Genomic DNA, 20,907 nt, shown 5'->3' on the forward strand with positions numbered 1-20,907 from the left:
GACCATGTCACCGTTCCATTCGGAAAGCTCTGCAGATCCGACCAGTGGACGATTCTGGACCGAGGGAACCGGTCCGAGGCGGGTAACCCACCCCCGGGAGGTACTGCGTGTCGACCGTGGCGCTGCCTCGGCTCTCCGCGCCGATTATGGCGTGTGTTCTCGTTCTCGGTACCGGATGCTCAGCGGGGTCGGGCGACGACTCCAGCCTCTCCATCGGGTTCACCGCGGAACCGGCGAGTCTCGACTTCACCACTGACGACGGAGTGGCGATCCCCGAGGTGCTCCTCACCAACGTCTACGAGGGCCTGGTCGAGCTGGCCCCCGACGGCGGGATACAGCCCGCCCTCGCCGACTCGTGGGAGGTCAGCGACGACCGGCGGACCTACACGTTCGAGCTGAACTCCGATGTCACGTTCAGCAACGGTGAGTCGTTCACCGCCGAGGACGTCAAGTTCAGCATCGAACGCGCCCAGGAGGAGTGGACGATCTCGCTCGCCGACGTCATGGACGTGGTCGACACCGTCGAGGTGGTCTCGCCCACCGAGGTGACGGTGGAGCTCAGCGAGCCGAGCAACGCCTGGCTGTACGCCATGACGACCCGCGTCGGCGCGATGTTCACCCCCACCGGCGTGGACAACCTGGACACCGAGCCGGTGGGCACCGGGCCCTACGAGGTCGCCGACTGGACCCGGGGCGACTCCATCACCCTGCAGCGCAGGGCCGACTACTGGGGTGAACAGCCCGCCACGGAGACGGTGGAGTTCCGCTACTTCGATGACGAGAACGCCCTCACCAACGCGATGCTGACCGGCGACCTCGACGTCATCAGCGCCCTGGCCGCCGCGGAGAGCCTGGACCAGTTCACCGGCGACGACCAGTACCAGGTGATCGAGGGCACCACCAACGGCGAGGTGGTACTGGGGCTGAACCACGAGCGCGACGCGCTCTCCGACCGGCGCGTCCGCCAGGCGATCGCCCACGCCATCGACCAGGAAGCCCTGCTGGAGACTGTTTGGGCGGGCCACGGAGAGCTGATCGGCAGCATGGTGCCGCCCACCGACCCGTGGTACGAGGATCTCAGCGAGGTGCACCCGCACGACCCCGACCGCGCCGAGGACCTGCTTGAGGAGGCGGACGCGGAGGATCTGACCCTGGACTTCCCGGTTCCCAACCTGCCGTACGCGATGGACACGGCCCGGGTGGTGCAGTCCGACCTGGAAGATGTCGGCATCACCGCCGAGATCGAGCCGCTGGAGTTCCCCGCCGTCTGGCTCGAGGACGTCTTCACCGGCCACGACTACGACATGACGGTGATCCAGCACTCCGAGGGCCGCGACATGCCCACGTTCGCCGACCCCGACTACTACTGGGGCTACGACAACGAGGATGTCCAGGACCTGCTGGCGGAGGCCGACCGGTCGGGCGGGGAGGAACAGACCGAACACATGGCCGAGGCGGCCGAGCTCCTCGCCGAGGACGTCGCCGCGGTGTTCCTGTACCTGCAGCCGATGCTGATCGTCGCCGACAGCGGAGTCGAAGGGCTGCCCGACAACCGGGTCAGCGAGTCCTTCGACGTCACCCCCTTGTCGCGGAGCTGAGCCGCGCGTGGCGCTGCGGATCCTACGCAAAGGGCTGATCTTCCTGGTCAGCCTGGGGGTGGCCTCAGTGGTGGTGTTCGCCTTCATGGCGGTGCTGCCGGGCGACCCCGCCCGGGTGGCGCTCGGTACGAACGCCACCCCCGAGGCGGTCGCGCAGATGCACGAGCGGTACGGCACCGACCGCCCCGTCCTCGTGCAGTACTGGGACTGGGTCAGCGGCCTGGCCACCGGGGACTTCGGGCGTTCCTACGTCAGCGGGGCGGAGATCGGCCCGCAGATCCTGGACCGGTTGCAGGTGACCCTGTGGCTGGTCCTCTCCGGGATGCTGGTGGCGCTGCTCATCGCGCTCCCCCTCGGGGTCGCCGCCGCGATGCGGCACCGCCACCTCAGCGGCACCCTGCTGTCGGGGTTCAGCCAGCTCGGCGTCGCGGTCCCCAACTTCCTGGTGGGGATCATGCTCATCACGCTGTTCGCGGTGCACCTGCGCTGGTTGCCCTCGGGTGGCTGGACCGCACCGGCCGAGGATCCGGGGGCGTTCGCGCGCCGGCTCGTACTGCCGGCGGTCTCCCTGGGCCTGGTGCAGGGCGCCATCCTGACACGCTACGTGCGCTCCGCGATCCTCGACGTGCTGCGCGAGGACTACCTGCGCACCGCGCGCGCCAAGGGGATGCGCCCGTACCAGGCGCTGGTCCGGCACGGGCTGCGCAACGCCGCGATCCCGGTGGTGACGGTCCTGGCCCTGCAGTTGGCGACGCTGCTGATCGGGGCGGTGGTCATCGAGCGGGTCTTCGTCATTCCCGGGCTGGGCAGCCTGCTGCTCGACGGGGTCGGCAACCGTGACCTGCTGCTGGTCCAGGGCGTGGTGATGGTCCTGGTGCTGGCCGTGCTGTTGCTCAATTTCGTGGTGGACGTGCTGTACACGGCACTGGACCCGCGGATCCGGATGGCAGCCCGATGAGCGGCCCGGAAGGCAGCGGGCGGGCCGGGGACCGCGCGGCCGCGGAGACGCGGCGGACCGGCCGCGCGCCCAACGCCAGCCTGGTCACCGGCGGCACCCTGGTCGCCGCCATCATCCTGACCGCCCTGGTCTCCTTCCTGTGGACGCCGCACGACCCCACCCAGAGCAACGCGGCGTCGCGCCTCCTGGAACCGGGAACCGCCAGCCACTGGCTGGGCACCGACAAGTTCGGGCACGATGTCCTCAGCCAGCTCATGGCGGGCGCGCGGGTCACCCTGTTCGTCGGCGTGGTGGCCGTCGGCGTCGCGGCAGCCATCGGCACCCCGCTGGGAATCCTCGCCGGCATGGCGCGGCGCGGGACCGGAGAGTTCCTGATGCGCGTCAACGATCTGCTGCTGGCGTTCCCCGCACTACTGCTCGCGATCATGTTCGGCGCGGTTTTCGGCGCGAGCACCCTCACCGCGATGGTCGCGATCGGCATCGCCACCATCCCCAGCTTCGCGCGCATCGCGCGCGGCGGGACGCTGCAGGTACTGAGCTACGACTTCATCCAGGCGGCGCGCGCCGCGGGTCGGCGCCCCGCGGCGATCGCGCTGCGGCACGTGCTGCCCAACATCTCCAGCCTGGTGATCGTGCAGTGCTCGGTGTCGTTCGCCATCGCGATCCTGGCCGAGGCCGCGCTGTCGTTCCTCGGGTTCGGTACCCGGCCGCCAACCCCGTCGTGGGGGCGGATGCTGCAGGAGTCCCAGGAGCTGCTGTTCACCGCGCCCGCGCTCGCGCTGTGGCCGGGGCTCGCGATCGCGCTCGCGGTTCTCGGGTTCAACCTGCTCGGCGACGGGCTGCGGGACCGGCTCGACCCACGTCTGCAGGAGCGTCCAGGATGACCGCCACCTCCCGGACACCGCGCCCCGAGCCGCGCTCTGGCAGCGGGGACGACCCCGTGTTGTCGGTGGCGGGGCTCTCCATTGGCACCGCGCGACAGAACCTGGTCAGCGACGTGTCGTTCACCCTGACCCCGGGCGAGCGCGTGGGCCTGATCGGGGAATCGGGCTCGGGCAAGTCGCTGACCGCCCTGGCGCTGATGGGGTTGCTGCCCGAGGACGTGCACGCGCGCGGGACCGTGCGGTTGGCGGGCGTCGAGGGCAACCTGCTGACGTCCCCCGAGCGCACGCTGTCCGCGGTGCGCGGCGACCGGATGGCCATGGTCTTCCAGGAACCCATGACCGCGCTCAACCCCGTGATGCGCGTCGGCCACCAGGTCGCCGAGGTCATGCTCGTGCACGGGCGCGCCCCGGAGCGGCGCGCGGCCCGGCGGGCGGCGGTGGATCTCCTCGGCCGCGTCCGGCTCCCGGACCCGGCGGGCGCCGCGCGCGCCTACCCGCACCAGCTCTCCGGTGGCCAGCGCCAACGGGTGATGCTGGCCATGGCGCTGGCCAACGAGCCCGCGGTGCTGCTGTGCGACGAACCGACGACGGCCCTGGACGTCACCGTGCAGGCGCAGATGCTGGAGCTGATCTCGTCGGGGGTCGCCGGGAGCGGGACCGCGCTCGTGTTCATCACCCACGACCTCGCGGTGGTCGCCACCGTCTGCGAGCGGGCGCTGGTCATGTACGGCGGCCGGATCGTGGAGGCCGGCCCGGTGCGCGACGTCCTCTCCCGACCCCGGCACCCCTACACCCGTGGCCTCCTGGACGCCTCCGACCTCGACGCCACCGACGAACGCGGGCAGCTTCGCACCATCGCGGGCTCGGTGCCCGCCGCCGGGCGGTTTCCCGAGGGGTGCGTGTTCCGCAACCGGTGTCCCCGGGCAGACAGCCAGTGCGCGGCCGCGCCCGCCTGGGCCGGGACCGGCACCGGATACACCTGCTGGCATCCCGTGGAGCGACATGAGTGAGCTGGAGGGACGTGACGCGGCAGCGGGGCCGCTGCTCGCGGTGGAGGACCTGCACCGCTCATACACCCGGCCGCGCACCTCGTTGCGGCGGCGGGCGCCCCGGGTCGCCGCGCTGCGCGGGGTCTCGTTCGAGGTGGCCCCGGGGCAGCGGTTCGGCGTTGTGGGCGAGTCGGGTTCCGGCAAGTCCACCCTGGTCCGCCTGCTGTGCGGGCTGGACCGGCCCACCGCGGGCTCGGTCCGCTTCGCGGGGCAGGACATCTCGCACCTGCCCGAGCGACGGTTGCGTTTCCTCCGCGAACGGTTGCAGGTGGTGTTCCAGGACCCGATGGGCTCGCTCGACCCGCGCATGCGGGTGCGCGACATCATCACCGAGCCCCTCGTCGCGCAACGGCTCCCCGACCCCGCTGCGCGGCTCACCGAACTGCTCGACGACGTCGGTCTGCCTCCGGACTCGGCGGAGCGCTTCCCGCACCAGTTCTCCGGCGGGCAGCGACAACGCATCTCGATCGCCCGCGCGCTGGCGCCGCGACCCGCCGTGCTGGTCGCCGACGAGCCGGTCAGCGCCCTGGACGTGTCGGTACGCGCGCAGATCCTCAACCTGCTCACAGATCTTGTGCAGCGCTACGCGCTGACCCTGGTGTTCGTCTCGCACGACCTCACCGTGGTCCGCCACCTGTGCGACACCACCGCCGTGATGCGCGACGGCGCGATCGTGGAGATGGGGCCGACCGCGCGGGTCCACGACAATCCCCGGCACCCCTACACCCGGGACCTCATCGCCGCGGTCCCCACGCTGCGGCGCGCCCTGGCGGGCGCTTCCGCCGCCGACCTCGCCCGCGGCGCGCGTCCCCCCGAGGAGGACACAAGCACGAACGCGACCGCGGCCACCGCCGGAGAGGGGATCGAACAATGACGACATCGCCAGTCCCAGCAGGGGTGGGCCGGTTCCCGGTGGACACCAACGGGGTCGTGGCCTTCGCCCAGGAGCTCGTGCGAATCCGCAGCGTGCACGAGCCCGCCCGGGGCTACAGCGAGGCGGAGGCGGCGTCGCTGGTGGCCGCCAAGATGCGCGAGTTCGGATGGGAGCCCGAGATGACCGAGGTGGCGCCGGGGCGGCCCAACGTGGTCGCGGTCGTCGAGGGCGGGGGTGGGCCCGGTCCCACTCTCATGTTCGAGGGGCACACCGACGTCGTCACCGAGGGCTGCCGCGCGGACTGGACCGTCGACCCGTACGGCGGGGAGGTCCACGACGGGCGGTTGTACGGGCGCGGCGCGGCCGACATGAAGGCCGGGGTGGCCGCCATGCTGTACGCGGTGGCGGCGTTGCGCGCCGCCGGCCCTTTCCCCGGGCGGATCAAGGTGTGCGCTCTGGCTGACGAGGAGGGCATGATGCTCGGGGCGAAGCACTTCGCCGCCTCCCCCACCGCCGCCGATGTGGACAGCGCCATCGTGTGCGAGCCCGAGGAGGGCGAGATCTGCCTCGCTGCCAAGGGGGCGATCCGGCTGCGGGTGGAGTTCACCGGAACGATGGCGCACGGCGCGATGCCGCAGCACGCCCGCAATCCGGTGCCCGCGGTGGGCTCGCTCTTCACCGCGCTCGCCCGCTACGAGGAGGAGTTGACCCGCCAGCACGGCACGCACGAGCACCTCGGCCGGATCCACGTCACTCCGACCGTGGTGCACGGCGGCGACCCGGACCAGGTCAACGTCATTCCCGCGCACGCGACCGCCTACCTGGACGTGCGCACCATCCCCGCGGTCGACCACGCGACGCTCATCTCGCGGGTACGCGAGCTCGCCGCCGAGGTGGCCGCCGACCGCGCGCTGGGCGCCGATGTCACGGTAGTCGACGACCGTCCTGCCGTGGAGGTCGCCCCGGACGCGCCCGTCGTGGCGGCGCTGGCCGGGGCCCACGAAGCCGTCACCGGCGAACCACCACGCTACGGCGGGGTTCCCGGCGCGACCGACGGCACGATCCTGGCACGCGACGCGCGCATTCCCAACGTCGTCTACGGCCCTGGTGGCAAGTGGATCGCTCACCAGGCCAACGAGTTCGTGGCGGTCAGCGACATCGTGCGGTTCGCCCACGTCTACGCCGAGGCCGCGCACCGCTTCCTGTGCCACTCCACCGGAGCCGGCCGATGAGCGAGGGCGCCGGAGTGGTCCCCGGCCCCACCAACAGCCTGGTCGACGTCGCCGGGATCCGGGTCGGCCACCGAACAGCCACCGACGGCACCTGGCTGAGCGGCAGCACCGTCGTCCTCGCTCCCCCCGAAGGCGCCGTGGGCGGTGTCGACGTGCGCGGCGGCGGCCCCGGCACCCACGAGACCGACCTGCTGGACCCCCGGAACGTGGTGGAACGGGTCAACGCAATCGTGCTCTGCGGCGGGAGCGCCTTCGGGCTGGCCGCCGCACACGGTGTGGCCGACCGGCTCGCCGCGGCGGGCTCGGGGGTACGCGTCAACGAGGAAATCATTGTGCCCATCGTGCCGGCCGCGTCCGTCTTCGACCTGGGACGCGGCGGGGACGCGACCGCCCGGCCCGACGTGGCCTTCGGCGCCGGCGCCTACGACGCCGCGCTGGACGCCGGGGCCGGCGCGGTCCCGGCGCGCGGCAACGTCGGCGCCGGCACGGGGGCTGTGGCGGGAGTCCTGAAGGGGGGTGTCGGTACCGCCAGCGCGGTCCTCGGCGACGGCACGACGGTGGCCGCCCTGGCCGTGGTGAACAGCGCCGGCTCCCCTGTCGATCCGGCGACCGGCGAGCTCTACGGCCAGCGCTACGGGCTTCCCGGGGACCCCGCTCCAGAGCGCCCCTCCCCCGGCGATCTCGCGGCGTACCGCGCCACTGTGGCCGACACGCCCGGTGTCTCGCTGAACACGACGCTCGGTGTCGTCGCCACCGACGCCACCCTGTCCAAGGCCCGCTGCGCCAAGATCGCCGGCATCGCGCACGACGGTCTGGCGCGTGCGATCCGGCCGGTCCACACCATGTACGACGGTGACACGGTGTTCTGCCTGGCCACCGGCGAGCGGGCGGAGCCGGACCAGTTCGCGTTGCACGCGCTGCTCACCGCGGCCGGGGACTGCATGACGCGCGCCATCGTCGACGGGCTGCTCGCCGCCGACTCCGTTCGCACATCAGGCGGCGCATGGTTCGGTTTCCGCGACGCCTTCCCCTCGGCCAACGCCCGCACCCCCGGAGGCGACCGGTGACGCCCGCCGGCCGGGCGGGCGCTCGTCCGGGCGGCCCCGCGCCGGGGATGGCGCACGAAACACGCGAACCGGGCCGGCCGGCATCCGGACGGACCAGTCGAGTAAGCCGCAACCGAAAGAACGGAGACGCCAGTGGACTACACCCGGTTGTTCCGGCTGGACGGACGGCATGCCGTCGTTGTCGGGGCCGGTAGCGGGATCGGGCGGGCGGCCGCCCACGCGCTGGGCGCGCACGGCGCGACCGTGGCCTGCCTGGACATCGACGGCGACGCGGCCGCCGAGACCGCCCGCGGGATCGGGCCCTCAGCCGAGGCAAGCCCTCTGGACGTACTGGACCCCGCGGCGATACACGCGGTGGCCGACCAGACGGACGCCGGGCCAGGGACGGACATCCTGGTCTTCACGCCCGCGACGAACGTGCGCAAGCGGATCCTCGACTACGCCCCCGAGGAGTTCAGCCGCGTCGTCGACCTCAACCTGCGCGCCTCGTTCGACCTGATCCGCGCTTTCGGCTCCGGCATGGTCGAGCGGGGGCGCGGCAGCATCATCGGTTTCTCCTCCATCCGCGCCTACACCGTGGAGCCGGGCCAGAGTGTCTACGCCGCCACCAAGGCCGGCCTGGTGCAACTGGTGCGCACCGCCGCGGCCGAGTTCGGCCCCGCCGGGGTGCGCGTCAACGCGGTCGCCCCGGGCGTGGTCGAGACCCCCTTGACCGGCCCGATCAAGAACGATCCGGCCTGGTACGACGCCTATGCCGCCAAGAGCGCCCTGGGGCGGTGGGCAACGCCGGACGAGACGGCCGGTGCCGTGGTCTACCTGGCCTCCGACGCGGCCAGCTTCGTCACCGGGGCGGTGCTCCCCGTCGACGGCGGCTGGACCGCGGTGGACGGCCGCTACGACCCACCGGGCACCGCTTAACTATCGCGCACGCTCATCGCCGATCTTGTGCGATTCGGTTCCTTCCCGAACGCGTGGAGTTTCGGTGTTGTGGGGTGGGAGGGCGCCCATCGGTACGGCGGGCGCGTGGTACCGCATCCAACGGGGCGGCGAAGACACCGGATAGCCGGGTGGGCGTGTGTCGGTGCGGATACCCGATGGTGGCGCACCCAACGGGGGCATCGAGGGCGGCGGATGGGCCGGCCCGCGGGGGTCGCGACTGGTGCCCGGTGGTCGCGCACGCGACGAGGGCGGCGAAGGTCGGTGGTGGGGTCCAGTGGGGGTGTCTGTGGGGACGTTCTCGGCGCCGAATATGTCCGCACGGTCGGTTTCGGTGCGGCGTGAGCCCTCGCGCGCCCGCTATGTCTGGATTGTGAGCGGTCTGGGCGCTGATCTTGAGGATTGCGTTCCTTTACCGCGCGGTAAAGGAACGCAATCCTCAAGATCAGCGCGAAAATCGGACGTAGCGGACACACGCGGGCGGGCAGCGGAGATCCCAAGCCCCACGCCGGGCGAAATCAGCCACCCCGGTGCCACCCGCCGTCCTCGCTGCCCTCGTCGGGCGCGCCACAGCCGGGCACCCGCACCGATCACTGCGGGCTGGCCCACCCGCCGCCTTCGCTGCCCCGTCGGGCGCGCGACCGTCCGCGGCCAGCATCGGTGATCGTGCCCCCAACCATGCACTTATCGTGCGGAAACCGCCCTTGGGCGCCAAGAGCGACCGAAGGGGCGGAGTCGCGCAAGATCGATCGGCGATGTTGGGCTAGGACTGGGGCAGCGCGGCGAGCTGGTTGCTGATCCGGCTGATCTCCGCCTCGGACTCGGCGAGCCGGGCGCGGACGTTCTCCACGACCGTCTCCGGGGCCTTACTGGTGAAGGCGGAGTTCGCCAGTTGCGACTCGGCGGACGTCTTGCGCTTCTCCGCTTCGGCCAGATCCTTCTCCAACCGCTTGCGTTCGGCTGCGAAGTCGACCGCGTCCGAGAGGTCCAGTTCCACGCGCACCCCGGCGACATCGAGCGCAGCCGAGCTGGCGAAGCCGTCCGCGGGCTCGATCAGCCGGGTCAGGTTGCGGATGTGCTCCTCGAAGCCGCTCAGCAGCGGGCGGTCGAAGTGCAGGCGCGCGGGAACGCGCTGGCCGGGCTTGAGGCCCTGCTCGCTGCGGAACCGGCGGATCTCGGTGACGACGGTCTGCAGCTCACCAATGGTGTCCTCGGCCTCGGCGGCAGCGAGCCCGTTCTCGGCGTGCGGCCACGGCGCGACGGTGATGGACTCCTGGTGGGTCAGACCCAGCCACAGCTCCTCGGTGACGAACGGGATCACCGGATGCAGCAGGCGCAGCGTGACATCGAGGACGTGGCCGAGCACGGCCCGCGTGGTCTCGGCCTCGGCACCCCCGTGCTGCAGCGGTGTCTTGGACAGCTCGACGTACCAGTCGAACAGTTCGTCCCAGGCGAAGTGGTAGAGGATGTCGCACACCCGCGCGAAGTGGAACTCCTCGTAGGCCGCGTCGACGTCGGCGACAACCCGGTTCAGCCGGGAGAGGATCCAGCGGTCCGCCGTGGTCAACCGCTCCGCCGCGGGCAGCGGCCCGGAGGACTCGCCGCCGGTCAGCGCCGGGTCGACCTTGGCGCCGTTCATCAGGGCGAAACGGGTGGCGTTCCAGACCTTGTTGCAGAAGTTGCGCGACCCCTGCACCCAGTCCTCGCCGATGGGCACATCGGTCCCGGGGTTGGCGCCCCTGGCGAGGGTGAAGCGAAGCGCGTCGCTGCCGTAGGTCTCCATCCAGTCCAGCGGATCGACAGCGTTGCCGCGGGACTTCGACATCTTCTTGCCGTGCTTGTCCCGGACGAGCCCGTGCAGCACGACGTCCCGGAACGGCACCGACTCCGCCGGCCCGCGGTCGGCCATGGCGTACAGGCCGAACATCATCATCCGCACGACCCAGAAGAAGAGGATGTCGTAGCCGGTCACCATGACACTGGTGGGATAGAAGGCGCGCAGGTCCTCGGTGTCGTCGGGCCAGCCCAGGGTGGAGAACGGCCACAGCGCCGAGGAGAACCACGTGTCGAGGACGTCCGGGTCCTGGTACCAGCCCTCTCCGGTGGGGGGCTCCTCGTCGGGGCCGACGCAGACCACCTCGCCGTTCGGCCCGTACCACACGGGAATGCGGTGTCCCCACCACAACTGGCGGCTGATGCACCAGTCGTGCATGTTGTCGACCCAGTCGAAGTAGCGGGTGGCCATCTCCGGTGGGTGCAGCCGCACGCGGCCGTCGCGCACCGCGTCGCCGGCGGCTGTGGCCAGGGACTCGACCTTGACGAACCACTGCTGGGACAGCCGTGGCTCAACGATGGTGTCGCAGCGCGAGCAGTGGCCGACCGCGTGGACGTAGGGGCGCGTCTCGTCGACGATGCGCCCCTGCTGGCGCAGGGCCGCCACCACCGCCGGGCGAGCCTCGAACCGGTCCAGGCCCTCGAATGGGCCGTGCGTGGTGATGATGGCCCGCTCGTCCATGATCACCATGGCGGGCAGGTCGTGGCGCTGGCCGATCTCGAAGTCGTTGGGGTCATGGGCCGGGGTGACCTTGACCGCGCCGCTACCGAACTCCGGGTCCACGTGCTCGTCGGCCACCACGGGGATGCGGCGCCCGGTGAGGGGCAGCTCGATCGTCTGGCCGATCAGGTGGCGGTAGCGCTCGTCGCCGGGGTGAACGGCGACCCCGGTGTCCCCCAGCATGGTCTCGGCGCGGGTAGTGGCGACCACGATCGAGGAGTCGCCGTCGCCGTAGCGGATCGAGACCAGTTCGCCCTCGTCGTCGCGGTGCTCGACCTCGATGTCCGACAGGGCGGTCTGACACCGCGGGCACCAGTTGATGATCCGCTCGGCCTGGTAGATCAGCCCGTCGTCGAACAGCCGCTTGAAGATCGTGCCCACGGCCCGGGACAGCCCGGCGTCCATGGTGAACCGCTCGCGCGACCAGTCAACGCTGTCGCCGAGGCGCCGCATCTGGCCGAGGATCTGCCCGCCGTACTCGTTCTTCCAGTCCCAAACCCGCTGGACGAACTCCTCGCGGCTCAGGTCGTGGCGGGACTTGCCCTCGGTGGTGGCCAGGTGCCGCTCCACCTGGGTCTGGGTGGCGATGCCGGCGTGGTCCATGCCGGGCAGCCACAACGCCTCCCGCCCCTGCATGCGGGCACGCCGGGTGAGCGCGTCCTTGATGGTGTGCCCGAAGGCGTGCCCCAGATGCAGCGCGCCGGTGACGTTCGGCGGCGGGATGACGATCGAGAACGGGGATTTTCCGCTCTTCGGGTCGGCCTCGAAGTAACCGGCCGCGATCCAGCGTCGGTACAGCCTGTCTTCTACCTCACCCGGCGCGTACTGGGTGGGCAGGCTAGGGGCGTGGGTCGCGTCGGTTTCGTCAGTCACAGAGTGGAATTCTAGTGCCCCTCACCTGCCAATCCCAAACCGGCTTCCCTCGCACTCGTGACCCTCCGCGAATGTTCCGCGGCGTTGAGTTCGCACCGCCACCGAGTCCCGTCAGCAGGCACCACGCAAAGGGTGCCGTGCCAACGTCAGCGGTCACTCGCGGGTGGCGAACACGAAGATGCCGTTGACCGCCGCGATGCCGAGCCACAGCATGCCGACCGCCATTCCGGGCTCGCTCGCCCCGGCGACGAGGAGGGTGAGAGGCACGGCGACGACCATGGACACCACCGCCAACGCGAAGCGCAGAGACGTGATCCTGATGTCCTGCCTCTTGGGCTGACCCTGCGTCTCGGCGAGGCGTTCCGCGAGTTGGGCCGCCACGCGCTCGTCGACCGTGTGCTCGATCCGTTCGGCCAGGGCGTCGGCCACGGCGCTGTTGTACTCGGTTCCGAGCTCCTGGCTGGTCGCCAGGGACGCGGCAACCTCGTCACGGGGGATCGCTTCCTTCGTCTCCTTCGTCATGGCTCCAAGTATGTGCCCGCGGGCGGCCTTCCGACACCGGCTGACGCACGAAATAGGGGAAGGTTCAGGGCTCCCTTAGGAGACACGTCCCGCTCGTGCGCCGCCGATGGCAGGACGCCCGCGAGCGTGCGAGCCCAAAAGACACCTCGGACGCCACCCGAGTTCTACAAGATCCGCAGGTGAGCAAACAAGCAACGAGCGACCACACCGGAGGACCCGAAGGTTCCCGGCCTCCTAGGCGCCCGCGTCGCGCCGGCGCCCTGCCGCTCCCGGTGGTGCCCCCGGGGGCACCTAGAACTTGGGCTGGCGGTACTCCCCGACCGGGTCGCGTCCGGTCAGGAAGTCGAAGTCGCAGCCGTGCGGTGCCTGGTTGACCGAGCTGAGGAACAGGCGGCCGTACCCGCGCCGGTAGGCGGGCGCGGGTGGGGACCATTCCGCGCGGCGGCGTTCGAGCTCCGTGTCGTCCACCAGGAGGGCGAGGCGCCGGTTGGGGATGTCGAGCTCGATCTCGTCGCCGTCGCGCACCAGCGCGAGGGGGCCGCCGGCGGCGCTCTCCGGTGCGGCGTGCAGGATCACGGTGCCGAACGCGGTGCCGCTCATCCGCCCGTCGGAGATCCGGACCATGTCGCGGACCCCCTGCCGCAGCAGGTTCTTCGGGATGGGCAGGTTGCCGACCTCGGGCATGCCCGGCCCGCCGAGCGGCCCGGCGTTGCGCAGCATCAGGACGCTGGAGGCGTCCGCGCCGAGGTCGTCGCGGTCGATCCGGCTCTTCAGGTCCTCGACGTCCTCGAAGACCACGGCGCGGCCCCTGTGCTGGCTGAGCTCCGGGCTGGCCGCCACGTGCTTGACGACCGCTCCCTCTGGCGCGAGGTTGCCGCGCAGCACGGCGATACCGCCGTGCGGGTGCACCGGGTTGTCCAGGGGCCGGATGACGTCGGAGTCTTCCACGCGCGCCGCGTGGACGTTGTCGGTGATGCTGCGGCCGGTCACGGTGAGCTCGTCGCCGTGCAGCAGCGGAAGCAGCCGGCGCATGAGCCCGGGGATGCCTCCGGCGTTGTGCAGCTCCTGCATCTGGTACTGGCCGACGGGACGCGTGTTGGCCAGGATGGGCGTGCGCCGGCTGATCTCGTCGAACAGCTCCAGCGGCAGGTCGATCCCGGCGCGGCCGGCGATCGCCGGCAGGTGGACCACCGCGTTGGTGCTGCCCCCCAACGAGCTGAGCAGCGTGAGCGCGTTCTCGAAGGCTTTCTCGGTGAGGATCCGCGAGGGGCGCAGGTCCTCCTCGGCCATCGCGGTGATGCGCCGGCCCGCGGCCTGGGCGTGCTGCAGCCGCCGGGCGTCCACCGCGGGGATGTTGCCGTTGCCCGGCAGCGCCATGCCCAGCGCTTCGGTGATCGAGTTCATGGTCGACGCGGTGCCCATCACCATGCAGTGGCCGGGCCCGCGCACGATCCCGTCCTCCAGCTCCTTGTAGGACTGGTCGTCCATCTCCCCGGCGCGGTGCTCGGCCGTCAGCCGCCGGCAGTCGGTGCACGCCCCCAGGGTCTCGCCGCGGAAGTACCCGTTGAGCTGGGGACCGCCGCTGACCATGATGGCCGGCAGGTCCGCGCTGATGGCGCCCATGAGCGCCGCGGGTGTGGTCTTGTCGCACCCGGTCAGCAGCACGACGCCGTCCAGCGGTTGGGACCGGATCATCTCCTCGGTGTCCATCGCCGCCAGGTTGCGCTGCAGCATCGAGGTCGGCGTCAGGAACGTCTCCCCTAGCGAGATCGTGGGGAACTCCAGCGGGGTGCCGCCGGCCTGCAGGACGCCGCGCTTGACCGCCTCGCACAGCGTGTTGAAGTTGCTGTGGCAGTTGTTCAGCTCGCTGTAGGTGTTGCAGATGCCGATCACCGGCCCACCACGCAGGTTCGTGTCGTCGAACCCCATGGCCTTGGTCATCGCGCGGTGGGTGAACCCGGCGACGCCCTCCTCGGTGAAGAAGTCCTGGCTGCGTCGTTGCGAAGGCACGCTCATCCCCTATCGCTCCGCGCACCGGCCGGGACAGGCCCGTTGCGCGCGGCGGTGTTCTGGTCGTTCTCGTCCTGGTACTCGTTCTGGTCTTCCGGGTCTTGGCCCGGGCCGTGCAGCGACGGGTGCGGGTCCACCTGGCGCCGGGCCGTGTCGGCGACGGTGTGCGGCGGCAGGCCCAGTGTCTCGGCGGCCCGGACCACGTCCTCGTACTCGGGCTTGCCGCCCCACGGCCCGTGCTTGAACCCGGATCGCGTGCCCGCGCACGCGCACGGTCGTGGTGTGCCGCGGCGGGGAACAGCGCACCCCGCTCAGCGGCGGCGTAGGCCAGCGGTGCCGAGTCCACCCCGCCGGAGTGGCCGACCACGATTCCGCCCCGCGGCCGTGAGCCGTTCCCGCAACCGGTCCAGGGCCTCACTCATCCGGCTTCCTCCTCTTCGAGAGGGTGTGCACGGGGATCGGGGACTCCGAGGAAGTCCGTCCGGCCGCTGGCGGCACCCAGGTCCGCGGCGACCTGTGCCAGCTCCTGGCGCACCGCCGGGGTCAGGGGGATGCCGTGCTGGCGGTGGTCGGCCTCCCGTTCGGCCTCCGGCTCGCCCGGCAGGAGCACCCGCGCGTGCTCCTGGGCGGTGGGCAGGGCACGCAGCTCGTCGGCCATCGTCGCCGCACGCTCGTTGAACTCCGCGAGCGGCAGGAACAGGTCGGGGCGCAGCGCCAGGAAGAAATGCCCCACGTTCTGCTCCTCCCGGCTGTCGACCTCGTACAGCTGCGGGATGTGCGGGCCGTAGTTGGCGCCGGAGAGCACCCCGGAGAGGATGTCGACCAGCATGGCCAGCCCGGACCCCTTGTGTTCTCCCAACGGGAGCATGGACCCCGCCAGTGCGGTGGCGGGGTCCCCGGTGGGCTCGCCGTCGGAGCTGAGCGCCCAGCCCAGCGGGATCGGCTCGCCCGCCTTGTGTGCCAGGACGATTTTGCCGCGGGCCACGTTGCTGGTGGCCATGTCGAAGACGACGTCCGGCTGGTCCGCGGGTGTGGGGACCGCGTACGAGAGCGGGTTGGTGCCGAAGAACGGCTGGGTGCCGCCCCACGGCGCCATGGTCGGCGGGGCACTGGTGGTGGCGAATCCGATCAGTCCCCGCGCGGACGCCATGGCGGTGTAGTAGGCCAGCATCCCGCAGTGGTTGGAGCCGCGGACGCTGACCGCCCCGATCCCGGATTGCGTGGCCTTCGTGGTCGCGGTGCGCATCGCCGCGCTGGCGACCACGATGCCCGGCCCGTTGCCTCCGTCCAGCAGCGCGCTCACCGGGGTGGCGGTCAGCTCGGCGATCCGCGGGCGCGGTTCGACCAGCCCTCTCCGAATCCGGGACACGTAGATTCCGGTGCGGACCACACCATGCGAGCTGACCCCGCGCAGGTCGGCCTGGACCAGGTGCTCGGCCACGGTCTCGGCGTCCTCGCTGGCCAGCCCGGCGGCCGCGAAGATCTCCCGAACTAGCTCGTGCAGTGGCTCGTGGCCGACGCGTTCGGTCCCCGGCGCGCCGGTCGGGGCACGCGGCCCGCTTCGGTCACGCATGGTCGCATCCGTTCTCGCGCAGCGTGCGCCCGATCCACGTCCGGTCCCAGCCCTCGCGGGCGATGTCCTGCACTGTTCGTTCCTCCTTATGCCTGTGTGGCGGCCGCATCGTGGGCCACCTCGGTGGCGGAATCCCGCGGCACGGCGAGGGTGCCGTCGGCATCGCCGAGGACCAGGCCGCCCGCGAGGACGTCGGTCGCAGGATCCGGGCGCCGACGTCGGTTCCGCCGCCCGGTGCGTGGGCGACGATCATCTGGATCGGCCGCTCGGGGTAGTTGGCCGCACCGCTGCTTCCGGAGCAGCCCGAGAGCGCGCCGCCGCCGAGGGCGGCCCCGGTCAGCCCGATTCCGCACGTCCGCAGGAAACCGCGGCACCCCGGAAACGAACTTCCTTCTCGTGGATTCCTACTGTTTTTCGGCATGCCAAACTCGCGCCTCCAACGAAGCGACATACCTCTACGGGAAATGCGGCAGAACAATGCCGCGCGCGGTGGGACGGTGCTCGGCCTGTCCTGCGGATACCGCTATCGCGTTATCCGCCTGCGTCCTTCTGCTGTTCCTCCAGGAATTTGTGCATGGTCGCCTCGCCGGATTCGAGGTGGCCCAGCAGCGCGTCCCGAGCGCCGTCCAGGTCGTGCCGTGCGATGGCGTCGCAGACGTCCTGGTGCTCGTTGACGACCTCTCTCATACGCCCGGCGTACCCGGGGGCGAGAAAATGCCGGATCCGGTTGATCTGCTTTTCCGCGATCGCGTAGAAGTGCACCAACCGCGAGTTGCCGGTCAGTTCGACGATGCGCTTGTGGAATGCGTGGTCGCGGGCCAGGTACTGCTCGTAGGGGCCGGGCGGCCCCGGTGGGTCGGCCTCGTCGAAGAAGGTCGCCAGCTCCTGGACCGTGTCCGGGTCCCAGGTCCTGGCCAGCGCCTCCAGACCGGGCGGTTCCAGTAGCCGGCGCATCTGGAACAGCTCCCGGACGTCGTCCAGCTCGAAACCGGCGACCGAGTACCGCCCCCGGGTACGCACCACCAGACCAACGGTCTCCAGGGCCTGCATGGCGTCGCGGATCGGTGTCCGGCTCACGCCGAGCGCCTCGGAGAGCTGCCGGTCGACCAGGGGCGTACCGGGTGGGAGCTCGCAGCGGACGATGGCCCCTTCGAGCGCCTCGTAGGCCGAGTCGCTCATCCGAAGGGCCGGGAGTGGCCCGTGAGCCCGCATCGGGGCTAGCGCATCCATGTGCCGCACGTTACATTGCCCTTTAGGCGCTAACAAGGGTATGTGGAATACCAAATTCCAAATACCACCCGGAGACCCGTTCTGACCAGCGAATACGCGGAGGTCCGAAACGCCGGGCGCACCCCGCAGCCACCCCGCCCCTTGCGGCCGCAGACACCTCAGGGAGACTTCAGAGCTATGTACCTAGCCACCATCAGCAGCGAGAACGGTGCGGTCCCCGTGGCCGTGGACCAGGCCCGTGGCGTGGCCGCCGTACGCGACGTGATCCCGGGCGCCCCCCACACCACGATGGGGGTGATCGAGCAGGTCGCCAGTGACGAGTTCGTCTCGGCGGTGCGCTCAGCACCCGACTCGGTGTTCCGGCCGCTGGACGGCGCCCGGTTCGAAGCGCCCTACCGGCACCCGCACAAGATCTGGGGAATCGGGCTGAACTACGTCGAGCACGCCGCGGACCTCACCGAGTCCGTCCCCGACGAGCCGGCCTCGTTCATGAAGGGCGACCACACCATCATCGGCGCGGAGGAGCCCATCCCGATCCCCGCCCAGAGCGAGCGGGTCACCGCCGAGGCCGAGCTGGGCCTGGTCATGGGGCGGCACTGCTACGGCGTCGACGAGGGCTCCGCGCTGGAGCACGTCTGGGGGGTGTGCACCGTGCTGGACCAGACCACCGAGGACATCCTCGCCCGCAATCCCCGCTTCCTCACCCGCAGCAAGAACTTCCCGGGCTTCTTCTCCTTCGGTCCGGCCATCGTGCCGCTGTCCGAGGTGGGCCCGCTGGCCGACCTGGAGGTCAGCACGCTGCTCAACGGCGAGGTGCACCGCAAGAACAGGGTCGCGCTCATGCGGTACTCCCCGGAGTTCCTGGTGGCGTTCCACAGCCAGGTGATGCCGTTCTTCCCGGGGGACCTGCTGTCGACCGGCACGCCCGGCGCGGCGCACATCCGCGCGGGCGACCGCGCCGGCTGCGTGATCCCGGGGGTGGGCGAGCTGTCCAACCCGGTCACCGGGGCGTAGCGCCTCGTTCCCCGGGTCGGGGACGGCGAAGTTGGGACACGGCAGCGGGCGCTCTTCCCCGGCGCCCGCTGCCGCACACGCCCTGGATCCCGGCGACCGCGCCAGGTCGGTCAACGCACTCGGAGACCCGGCCGGCGAAGACGCCATTGGGCGGACCTGGACGTGACGAACATTACTCGCGCCGCTCGGTGGCGGCGGCTACGCGTCCTCGCAGAGTCCGCGGACGCCCTCGACGGTGGCCCGCATGTTGGTCTGCAGCGCTTCCCGCCGGACGCTGATGGCCTTCTCCTTCTTGTCCGGGTTGCGCGCGATGAAGTCGTCCAGCGGCGTGAAGGCGGGCCCCGTCCGCACGTGGTGGCGCAGCAGGGTCGCCCCGGACGACTCCGGAACCAGGTCGAACCGCCAGGTGGCGAGCGCATCCTCCGCGCCGACGACCCGCCAGACGAAGGCCCGCGGCGGGTCGAACTCCGCCACCTCGGATACGGTGCTCCACTCCCCGAGCCGCGTGTTGTGGTTGTGGCCGGTGAAGCGCGCCCCGACACTCGGCGCGGTGGCGCCGTCGAGCCACTCCACCTTCTGCAGCTCCCCGCTGAACCGGGCGGGAACGGTGATGTCGGAGACGAACTCCCAGACGTTCTCGGGCGCGGCGGCGATGCGGGCCTCGACCTCGACCGCGAGGGGATGGACATTCGTGGGCATACGCGTGCTCCTCGGGCGGGGAGTGGGATGGCGGGGGGATTCGCTATCCCGAGTGAGTTCCGTTCTGAAACTTACTCGGTCGCACGCCGGAACTCAACGGTTAGGCTCGGCCCATGAAGTGGAGCGAGATCGGCGGCACCCCCTGCTCGGTAGCGCGGGCGCTCTCGGTGGTCGGCGACCGGTGGGTGATGCTGGTACTGCGCGAGGCGTTCCTGGGTGTGCGGCGCTTCGAGGACTTCCACGCGCGCATCAACATGTCGCGGCGCGTCCTCGCCGAGCGCCTGGCCGCGCTCGTGGACGAGGGAATCCTGGAACGCCGTGCCTACAGCGACCGGCCCGAACGCTTCGAGTACCGGCTCACCGCCAAGGGACGCGACCTCTACCCGGTGATCACGGCCCTGCTGACCTGGGGCGACCGCTGGATGGCGGATCCGGAGGGCCCGGCGGTGGAGCTCGTGCACAACCCGTGCGGCACAGCCATCCACCCCGTTCAGGCGTGCCCCCAGTGCGGCGGGGAGCTCCACCCCCGCGATATGACGCCGGTGGTCAAGCGGGACCTGGGCGCGGCCTGAGGAACGGGGCACCAGCCCTCGGGGGACTTCCGGAGGCGGCGTACCAGCGGTGAGCGCCGCCGATCCGCGCACCACGGTGCCGGGCGCGCGGGAACGACCGGCCCGTTGGCGACCGGCCGCGGAACGGGATCCCGCCTTGGCCACCTCTCCGGGGGCGGCGATCCGCACCGGGATATTGCGGCCGGGAATGTGACTGGCGTAACATCCAGGGGAATCGAAGCGGTTCGACGCCAGGAGGCGCAGGTGCGGATCTCGGATGTGGCCAGGCACGCCGGAGTGTCGCCGAGCACCGTCTCCTACGTCCTCAGCGGCAAGCGGTCGATCTCGCCGAGCACGCGGGAACGCGTGCTCGCGAGCATCGCGAGCCTCGGCTACCAGCCGCACGCCGGTGCGCGCGCCCTGGCCAGCAGCCGCTCCAATGTGATCGCCCTGATGCTCCCGTTGCGTCCGGGCATTCACGTACCGGTGGTGATGCAGTTCGCGGTCTCGGTCGTGACCAGCGCGCGCGGCCACGAGCACGACGTCCTGCTGCTCACCCAGGCCGAAGGGGAGGACGGGCTGCGCCGCGTCGTGGGGTCCTCCATGGTCGACGGCGTCATCGTGATGGACGTGCAGATGGACGATCCGCGGATCTCCGCGCTGCGCGCACTGTCCCACCCTTCGGTGCTGATCGGTATCCCGGCCGACACCACCGGACTGACCTGCGTCGACCTCGACTTCGACGCGGCTGGCCAGGCGTGCGTCGAGCACCTCGCCGATCTCGGGCACCGCGATATCGCCCTGGTCGGCCAGCCCCCCTCGGTCTACGAGCGCCGCACCGGGTTCGCCGAGCGGACCCTCACCGGATTCGAGCGGGCGGCCCGGGAACGCGGCGTGCGCTCGGTCGTGCTGCCGTGCGGGGCTCAGCCCGCCGCGGTGACCGCCACGACGAACCGGTTGTTCCGCGAGAACCCTGACGTCACCGGTGTGGTCGTGCACAACGAACCGGCCGTGTCCCCGCTGCTGGAGGCCGCCGTCGCCACCGGACGCCGGGTGCCCACCGACCTCTCGGTGGTCGGCATCGGCACCGACGACCTCGCCTCCGAGACGCAGCCGCCGCTCACCCAGGTGAGCCTGCCCGCCGAGGAGCTGGGCGGGCGCTCGGTCGCACTGCTGATGGACAAGCTGAACGACGCCGACCCGCCCGAGGTCACCCTGCTTCCCCCGCGCCTGACCACACGGTCGAGCACCGCCGCCCGACCGGCCTAGCCCTCCCACGCCAC

At 71.2% G+C, this 20,907-nt stretch carries 19 protein-coding genes; 12 read left to right on the top strand and 7 right to left on the bottom strand.

Going from position 1 to position 20,907, the window contains the following annotated elements:
- Positions 1 to 107 precede the first annotated feature (107 nt).
- From F4561_RS20375 to F4561_RS20410, 8 genes are all read left to right on the top strand, one after another.
- Positions 108 to 1,598 (top strand): ABC transporter substrate-binding protein, encoded by a 1,491-nt coding sequence (locus F4561_RS20375; RefSeq protein ID WP_221445563.1) that lies wholly within the window; start codon positions 108 to 110, stop codon positions 1,596 to 1,598.
- Between the two features lie 7 nt (positions 1,599 to 1,605).
- A complete protein-coding gene (locus F4561_RS20380; protein WP_184580967.1) occupies positions 1,606 to 2,556 on the top strand; it encodes an ABC transporter permease in 951 nt (316 codons plus the stop codon).
- Positions 2,553 to 3,440 (top strand): ABC transporter permease, encoded by an 888-nt coding sequence (locus F4561_RS20385; protein ID WP_184580968.1) that lies wholly within the window; start codon positions 2,553 to 2,555, stop codon positions 3,438 to 3,440. Before F4561_RS20380 ends, F4561_RS20385 begins: the two co-directional genes overlap by 4 nt.
- Positions 3,437 to 4,450, top strand: a complete 1,014-nt coding sequence (locus F4561_RS20390) for an ABC transporter ATP-binding protein (protein WP_184580969.1) — start codon at positions 3,437 to 3,439, stop codon at positions 4,448 to 4,450. Before F4561_RS20385 ends, F4561_RS20390 begins: the two co-directional genes overlap by 4 nt.
- Positions 4,443 to 5,363: an ATP-binding cassette domain-containing protein gene (locus F4561_RS20395; protein ID WP_184580970.1), complete on the top strand. Its 921-nt coding sequence runs from the start codon at positions 4,443 to 4,445 to the stop codon at positions 5,361 to 5,363. Before F4561_RS20390 ends, F4561_RS20395 begins: the two co-directional genes overlap by 8 nt.
- On the top strand, positions 5,360 to 6,595 hold the full coding sequence (locus F4561_RS20400) for a M20 family metallopeptidase (RefSeq protein WP_184580971.1): 1,236 nt from the start codon (positions 5,360 to 5,362) through the stop codon (positions 6,593 to 6,595). The genes F4561_RS20395 and F4561_RS20400 overlap by 4 nt, the downstream gene beginning before the upstream one ends.
- The gene (locus F4561_RS20405; protein ID WP_184580972.1) at positions 6,592 to 7,662 is read left to right on the top strand and encodes a P1 family peptidase; all 1,071 of its coding nucleotides are present in this window, start codon (positions 6,592 to 6,594) and stop codon (positions 7,660 to 7,662) included. The genes F4561_RS20400 and F4561_RS20405 overlap by 4 nt, the downstream gene beginning before the upstream one ends.
- 132 nt (positions 7,663 to 7,794) lie before the next feature.
- Positions 7,795 to 8,580 carry an SDR family NAD(P)-dependent oxidoreductase gene (locus F4561_RS20410; RefSeq protein ID WP_184580973.1) on the top strand — a complete coding sequence of 262 codons (786 nt, stop codon included), beginning with the start codon at positions 7,795 to 7,797 and terminating at the stop codon, positions 8,578 to 8,580.
- Positions 8,581 to 9,361: 781 nt separating this feature from the next.
- Here the strand turns inward: F4561_RS20410 and F4561_RS20415 are convergent.
- From F4561_RS20415 to F4561_RS20435, 5 genes are all read right to left on the bottom strand, one after another.
- The gene (locus F4561_RS20415) at positions 9,362 to 12,025 is read right to left on the bottom strand and encodes a valine--tRNA ligase (RefSeq protein WP_184580974.1); all 2,664 of its coding nucleotides are present in this window, start codon (positions 12,023 to 12,025) and stop codon (positions 9,362 to 9,364) included.
- A gap of 153 nt (positions 12,026 to 12,178) precedes the next feature.
- Complete coding sequence (locus tag F4561_RS20420; RefSeq protein ID WP_184580975.1) at positions 12,179 to 12,547, bottom strand: hypothetical protein; 369 nt, start codon at positions 12,545 to 12,547, stop codon at positions 12,179 to 12,181.
- Positions 12,548 to 12,838: 291 nt separating this feature from the next.
- Positions 12,839 to 14,563, bottom strand: a complete 1,725-nt coding sequence (locus tag F4561_RS20425) for an IlvD/Edd family dehydratase (protein ID WP_184580976.1) — start codon at positions 14,561 to 14,563, stop codon at positions 12,839 to 12,841.
- On the bottom strand, positions 14,560 to 14,760 hold the full coding sequence (locus tag F4561_RS20430) for a hypothetical protein (protein WP_184580977.1): 201 nt from the start codon (positions 14,758 to 14,760) through the stop codon (positions 14,560 to 14,562). Before F4561_RS20430 ends, F4561_RS20425 begins: the two co-directional genes overlap by 4 nt.
- 215 nt (positions 14,761 to 14,975) lie before the next feature.
- A complete protein-coding gene (locus F4561_RS20435) occupies positions 14,976 to 16,130 on the bottom strand; it encodes an Ldh family oxidoreductase (protein ID WP_184580978.1) in 1,155 nt (384 codons plus the stop codon).
- Between the two features lie 110 nt (positions 16,131 to 16,240).
- Between F4561_RS20435 and F4561_RS20440 the strand changes: the two genes are divergently transcribed.
- On the top strand, positions 16,241 to 16,405 hold the full coding sequence (locus tag F4561_RS20440) for a hypothetical protein (protein ID WP_184580979.1): 165 nt from the start codon (positions 16,241 to 16,243) through the stop codon (positions 16,403 to 16,405).
- Positions 16,406 to 16,661: 256 nt separating this feature from the next.
- Here the strand turns inward: F4561_RS20440 and F4561_RS20445 are convergent, their stop codons facing one another.
- Complete coding sequence (locus tag F4561_RS20445; protein ID WP_184580980.1) at positions 16,662 to 17,309, bottom strand: GntR family transcriptional regulator; 648 nt, start codon at positions 17,307 to 17,309, stop codon at positions 16,662 to 16,664.
- Positions 17,310 to 17,537: 228 nt separating this feature from the next.
- Between F4561_RS20445 and F4561_RS20450 the strand changes: the two genes are divergently transcribed.
- Positions 17,538 to 18,374 (top strand): fumarylacetoacetate hydrolase family protein, encoded by an 837-nt coding sequence (locus F4561_RS20450; protein ID WP_184580981.1) that lies wholly within the window; start codon positions 17,538 to 17,540, stop codon positions 18,372 to 18,374.
- A 198-nt stretch (positions 18,375 to 18,572) separates the two neighbouring features.
- On the opposite strand, the gene F4561_RS20455 is transcribed toward F4561_RS20450, so the two are convergent.
- Positions 18,573 to 19,073, bottom strand: coding sequence for an SRPBCC family protein (locus tag F4561_RS20455; RefSeq protein ID WP_184580982.1), 501 nt, complete (start codon positions 19,071 to 19,073; stop codon positions 18,573 to 18,575).
- Positions 19,074 to 19,186: 113 nt separating this feature from the next.
- Here F4561_RS20455 and F4561_RS20460 point away from each other — a divergent pair, with 113 nt between their 5' ends.
- Positions 19,187 to 19,645: a winged helix-turn-helix transcriptional regulator gene (locus tag F4561_RS20460; RefSeq protein WP_184580983.1), complete on the top strand. Its 459-nt coding sequence runs from the start codon at positions 19,187 to 19,189 to the stop codon at positions 19,643 to 19,645.
- A 213-nt stretch (positions 19,646 to 19,858) separates the two neighbouring features.
- The gene (locus F4561_RS20465) at positions 19,859 to 20,893 is read left to right on the top strand and encodes a LacI family DNA-binding transcriptional regulator (RefSeq protein ID WP_512698664.1); all 1,035 of its coding nucleotides are present in this window, start codon (positions 19,859 to 19,861) and stop codon (positions 20,891 to 20,893) included.
- Positions 20,894 to 20,907: the final 14 nt, after the last annotated feature.

This window comes from Lipingzhangella halophila (assembly GCF_014203805.1).
GTDB classification, from domain to species: domain Bacteria; phylum Actinomycetota; class Actinomycetes; order Streptosporangiales; family Streptosporangiaceae; genus Lipingzhangella; species Lipingzhangella halophila.